This is a genomic window from Methylibium sp. T29-B (genome assembly GCF_000576225.1).
Taxonomy (GTDB): domain Bacteria; phylum Pseudomonadota; class Gammaproteobacteria; order Burkholderiales; family Burkholderiaceae_C; genus Methylibium; species Methylibium petroleiphilum.
In genome coordinates, this window is record NZ_AZSN01000201.1 from 1 (window position 1) to 5,463 (window position 5,463).

General features: G+C 72.3%; 6 protein-coding genes and 1 pseudogene. 5 read left to right on the top strand and 2 right to left on the bottom strand.

Annotation, left to right across the window (positions count from 1 at the left end; genetic code table 11):
- Positions 1-458: sulfurtransferase (locus tag Y694_RS19435; RefSeq protein WP_255343894.1), on the top strand; the 458-nt coding region annotated here is incomplete at its 5' end.
- A 118-nt stretch (positions 459-576) separates the two neighbouring features.
- Positions 577-1,011 carry a universal stress protein gene (locus tag Y694_RS19440; protein WP_011830221.1) on the top strand — a complete coding sequence of 145 codons (435 nt, stop codon included), beginning with the start codon at positions 577-579 and terminating at the stop codon, positions 1,009-1,011.
- A gap of 31 nt (positions 1,012-1,042) precedes the next feature.
- Here the strand turns inward: Y694_RS19440 and purN are convergent, their stop codons facing one another.
- Entirely contained in the window at positions 1,043-1,672 is a 630-nt protein-coding gene (gene purN, locus Y694_RS19445; protein WP_036235540.1) for a phosphoribosylglycinamide formyltransferase, read from the bottom strand.
- A 125-nt stretch (positions 1,673-1,797) separates the two neighbouring features.
- Here purN and Y694_RS22810 point away from each other — a divergent pair, with 125 nt between their 5' ends.
- The 3 genes and pseudogenes from Y694_RS22810 to Y694_RS19460 all read left to right on the top strand — a co-directional run bounded on the left by Y694_RS22810 (position 1,798) and on the right by Y694_RS19460 (position 4,371).
- Positions 1,798-2,502, top strand: coding sequence for a hypothetical protein (locus tag Y694_RS22810; RefSeq protein ID WP_051495910.1), 705 nt, complete (start codon positions 1,798-1,800; stop codon positions 2,500-2,502).
- Positions 2,503-2,559: 57 nt separating this feature from the next.
- Positions 2,560-3,869: pseudogene (locus Y694_RS19455) on the top strand (tryptophan--tRNA ligase).
- A 22-nt stretch (positions 3,870-3,891) separates the two neighbouring features.
- Entirely contained in the window at positions 3,892-4,371 is a 480-nt protein-coding gene (locus Y694_RS19460; protein WP_036235542.1) for a DUF3717 domain-containing protein, read from the top strand.
- Between the two features lie 21 nt (positions 4,372-4,392).
- Here Y694_RS19460 and Y694_RS19465 read toward each other — a convergent pair.
- Positions 4,393-5,463: HAMP domain-containing sensor histidine kinase (locus tag Y694_RS19465; RefSeq protein WP_036235545.1), on the bottom strand; the 1,071-nt coding region annotated here is incomplete at its 5' end.

The window sequence follows — 5,463 nt, forward strand, 5'->3', positions numbered from 1 at the left end:
GCCGGCGGCGCGCTGGAGAGCGAAACGCCGGCGGCCGTCGCGGCGCGGCCCCCTATGTACCCGCGGCCTCGCTGGTTCCGACGGTCGATGCCGCCGCGTTGCAGGCCGGGCTCGGTCGCGTGCGGCTGATCGACGCGCGGGCGCCGGAGCGCTTTCGCGGCGACGTCGAACCACTGGACCCGGTGGCCGGCCACATCCCCGGGGCACTGAACCGGCCGTTCAAGGACAACCTCGACGCCGAAGGCCGCTTCCTCGCGCCCGCGGCGCTGCATGCCGCCTTCCTGCCGCTGCTCGCCGGCCGGCCGCCGGCCGAGTCGGTGCAGCAGTGCGGCTCCGGCGTCACCGCCTGCCACAACCTGCTGGCGATGGAACGGGCCGGACTGCCCGGCGCCGCGCTCTACCCGGGCTCGTGGAGCGAATGGTGCGCCGATCCGGCGCGCCCGGTGGCGCGCGGCTGAGCGGAAGTCCGCACCGCGCCCGCGGGCAGGCTCGACGCAAAGCTTGATCCTCGGCAAGATCAGGGGCGGGGCAACGGCGCAAGATGCGCCTATCAGTCCCGCAGCCAAGGAGGCCGCCATGTACCAACGCATCCTGGTTCCCACCGACGGCAGCGACGTCACCGGCAAGGCCGTCGCCACCGCGGTGTCGCTCGCCAAGGCCCTGGGTTCGAAGATCGAGGCGCTGAGCGTCAAGGAGCCCTTCCCCTACAGCGCGATCAGCGAGATCCAGCCGGTGGCGCCGCAGGAGTACTTCGACGCGCAGGAGCAGATCGCGCAGCGGCGCGTGCAGCAGGTCGCCGCCGCCTGCCAGGCCGCCGGCCTGGGCTGCGAGACCTACACCATCGAGGCGCTGCATCCCTACGAGGCCATCATCGAGCATGCGAGCCAGCGCGGCTGCGACCTGATCGTGATGGCTTCGCACGGCCGCCGTGGCATGAGCGCGCTGTTGCTGGGCAGCGAGACCCAGAAGCTGCTGACGCACACCGCGATCCCGGTGCTGGTGGTGCGCTGAGCGCAGGCCCGGGCTGCGGCCCGGGCGGAGTTCAGAGCAGCAGTTGCGCGGCGCCGTCGCGCTGCCGCACCACGCCGTTGGCCTCGATCCGCAGGGCCCCCTCGACCGCCCAGCGCACCGCCATCGGATAGAGCCGGTGCTCGCTGGCCAGCACGCGGGCGGCCAGCGTCTGCTCGGTGTCGTCGGGCAGCACCGGCACCGCCGCCTGCGCGACGATCGGGCCATGATCCAGCTCGGCGGTCACGTAGTGCACGGTGGCGCCGGCCAGCTTGCAGCCGGCCTCGATCGCGCGCCGATGGGTGTGCAGGCCAGTGAAGGCCGGCAGCAGCGACGGGTGGATGTTGAGCAGGCGGCCGGCATAGCGCTGAACGAAGCTCGCCGTCAGGATGCGCATGAAGCCGGCGAGCACCACCAGGTCGGGCGCGTGCTGGTCGATGGCCTCGGCCAGCGCGGCGTCGAAGCGCTCGCGGTCGGGGTAGGCGCGGTGCTCGACCGCCGACGTCGCGATACCTCTCGCGGCAGCGTAGTCCAGGCCCGCGGCGTCGGCGCGGTTGCTGATCACCGCCGAGATCCGGGCCGGCCAAGCCTGCGCAGCGCAGGCCTCGACGATGGCCTCCATGTTGGAGCCCCGGCCGGAGATCAGGATCACGATGCGCTTCATGGGCCGGCAGTGTAGGCGGGTATCGCAAGCCGCCGATAATCATCGCCCGGCCTGCGACGCCTCGGCGACAGGCCCTCCGGGCTGCCCGTTGCAGCATCCCGCGACCCACCCCACGCTCCCACGCCATGAACGCTGTCCCCGGGCGCTCGCTGCCCTCTTCCCCCTCCCTGACGTCGAACGCCTGGGCGCCGATCAGCCGCGCCGAGGTCGTCACGGTCACGCTGCTGGCCGCGATGGTGCTGTGGCTCGTGGCGATCGCGCTGTCGGGTGACCACGCGATGGTCGACTGGCTCACCTCGGAGGACGGTCCGCTCGAATGGACCAGCGTGTTCGCCTGGCTACTGCTGGCGGTGGTGGTGCTCGCCACCGGCGGCCTGAACCGCTACACCCTGCTGCTGGCCGCAGTGAGCCTGCTGTTCTGCGCGCGCGAACTCGACCTGCACAAGCAGGCGGTGTTCGGAGGCGTCAGCTTCCTGAAGATCAACTTCTACCGCGGGCACGAGGTCACGACGCTGCAGAAGCTGCTCGGCGGCCTCATCGCGCTCGGCGTGCTCGGCACCGTGCTGGCCGGCCTGGGCTACAACACCCTCGCCTTCCTGCGCCGGCGCCTCTACCGCCAGCCCTGGGGCCGGCTGGTCGTCCTGGCGGGCGGCCTGCTGGTGCTGTCCAAGGTGTTCGACCGCCTGCCCGCCGTGATGGCCGACGAATACCACCGCCCGCTCGGCTGGACGGCCACCGCGCTGTCCCATCTGCACGAGGAAGGCCTGGAGACCTTCGTGCCGCTGCTGCTGATCGCCACCGCCTGGCTGCGCACGCGCACGGACGACTGAGGCGCCGGGGCGCCTGCCTAGAATCCGCGACCCGACGAGTTCCTGGAAGAGCCCCTCATGACGCAACGTGTCCTCACCGGCATCACGACGACCGGCACGCCCCACCTGGCAACTACGTCGGCGCGATCCGGCCGGCCATCGCCGCGAGCCGCGAGCCCGGCGTCGAGAGCTTCTTCTTCCTGGCCGACTACCACGCGCTGATCAAGTGCGACGAGCCCGACCGCATCGAGCGCTCGCGGCTGGAGATCGCGGCCACCTGGCTGGCCGCCGGCCTGGACACGCAGCGCGTCACCTTCTATCGCCAGAGCGACATCCCCGAGGTCACCGAACTCACCTGGTTGCTGACCTGCGTGACCGCCAAGGGCCAGATGAACCGCGCCCACGCCTACAAGGCCGCGACCGACGCGAACGAGGCGGCCGGCGAGGATATCGACGCCAACATCTCGATGGGCCTGTACAGCTACCCCATCCTGATGGCGGCCGACATCCTGCTGTTCAACGCCCACCGCGTGCCGGTCGGGCGCGATCAGGTCCAGCACATCGAGATGGCGCGCGACGTGGCCCAGCGCTTCAACCACCTGTTCGGCCGCGGCCGCGAGCTGTTCGTGCTGCCGCGCGCCGAGGTCGAGGAGGACGTGGCCACGCTTCCCGGCCTCGACGGCCGCAAGATGTCGAAGAGCTACGACAACACCATCCCGCTGTTCGAGGGCGGGCCGAAGGCGCTGAAGGAAGCGGTGGCGCGCATCGTCACCGACTCGCGGCTGCCTGGCGAGGCCAAGGATCCCGACGGCTCCTCGCTGGTGACCATCCACGACGCCTTCGCCAGCACCGAACAGCGTGCCGCGCTGCGTGCCGATCTGCGCGCCGGACTCGCCTGGGGCGAGGCCAAGGCGCGCTGCGTGGCGCTGATCGAGTCGCACGTGGGCCCGATGCGGGCCCGCTACGAGGAGCTGATGGCCCACCCCGAGCGCGTGGAGGAAGCCCTGCTCGAAGGCGCCCGCAAGGCCCGCGCGGTGGCGCTGCCGCTGATGCGCGAGCTGCGCGACGCGGTCGGCCTGCGCGCGATGGTGGCGGTGAGCCGCCCGGCCGTGAAGCAGGCGCCGGCACGCGCGGCCGGCAAGGCGCTGCCCGAATTCAAGCAGTACCGCGAGAACGGGCTGTTCTTCTTCAAGCTCACGGCAACCGACGACCGAGTGCTCCTGCAGAGCGCCGGCCTGGCCGAGGGCCGCGAGGCCGGCGGCTGGGTGAAGCGCCTGAAGACCGAGGGCGCGGCGGCGCTGGCCGAGGCGCCGGTGCAGCGCGGCGAAGGTGTCGACGCGGCCGAAGTGGAAGCGGCGCTGAGCGCGCTGGTCGCCGCGCAAGCCTGACTGCACGACGCAGGACTCGGCCATGGCCGGCATCCACATCACCGACATCGAGTCGGCCATCAACTGGTGGCGCGAGCGCTCGCCCTCGCCCGACGGCATCACCGCCTGCGCCGAGGTGCGCGCGCTGGCCGAGGTGTATGCGCTGCTCGTCTACTACCGCGAGAGCGAATGCGACGAGGCCACCATGCCGGCGAAAGCCAAGGCCGCGTGGCTCGGTTGGTACGCGAGCACGCCCGACGCGCCATGCATCGCGATCTGTTCCACCAGCCAGGGCGACGACGTCTGCAAGGGCTGCGGCCGGACCTTCGACGAGGTACAGCACTGGCCCGCATTGAGCCCGGCCGCGAAGCGGGCCACCTGGCGGCGCATCACGATGGAGGCCACGGCCTGGCGATTCAACCGCTATGCCGAACGTGCGCACGAGGTCGATGCGACGGCCGCGCGACCTGCGAGCCCGGGCGAAGACACTTCGGCCGCCAGCCCGCCGACGGCGGCGGCCTGAGCCGCTCGCCGCCATCGCGCTTCAGGGCGCGATCGGCAGGCGGAGAACGAAACGGCTGCCGCCGCCCGCGCGCGGCTCGCAACGCACGTCGCCGCCGTGATGCTGGGCGATCTGCCGGACCAGGCTGAGCCCCAGCCCCACGCCGCCGGCCTGCTCGGCATGACCCGGCAGACGGTAGAACGGCTCGAAGATGCGCTCGCGCTGCGATGCGGGCACGCCCGGACCGCGGTCGCTGACACTCAGTTCCAGCCACTCTCCGACGCGGCGCAGCTGCAGCGCCGGCGCCCCGGCGCCGCCGTAGCGGCGGGCGTTCTCCAGCAGGTTGCGCAGCGCGCGGCGCAGCAGGCGCTCGTCGCCGCTCAGCGTGGCGGGCAGCGCCGCGGCGCGGTCGGCCTCGTCCGGCAGCTCGAGCACCGCGTCGACACGCGCCGCTTCCTCTGCGGCGAGCGCGATCACGTCGACCGGCTCGCGCACCCGCTCGTCGACACCGTCGCGCGAGCGCTGGTGGCGGGCATCGAGCCGGCTGGCAAGCAGCACCTCCTCCACCAGCGCATCGAGTTCACGGATGTTGCGCTCGATCTCGTCCTTCAGCGCACCGCGGCGCTCGGCCGGCGTGGTGTCGAGCATGGCCAGGGCCATCTTCAGCCGAGCCAACGGCGAGCGCAGCTCGTGGCTGGCGTTGGCCAGCAGCGACTGGTTGGCCTGCACGAGCGACTCGATGCGCGTGGCGGCCGCATTGAAGCTCGCCGCCAGCGCGGCGATCTCGTCGCGGCCGGTGGCGTCCACGCGGTGGTGCAGTTCGCCGGCGCCGAAGGTCTCGACACCGCGCTTCAGCGTCTCGAGCCGGCGTGTCAGGCGCCGCACCACGGGGTAGGCCCCGCCAGCCACGGCGACGAACAGCACACCCAGGGTCAGCAACAGGCCGACGCCGCGCATGAAGAACGGCGGCTCGGGCACCAGCAGGCGGCCGTCGGGGCCGCGCCCGCCCGGACGCAGCATGCTCGGTCTCACCACCCACAGCGTGCGGCCGTCGCTGAGCGCCACGCGCTGCGGCGGGCGGCGCTCGACGAGGTCGGGCAGGCGGTCGTCGGG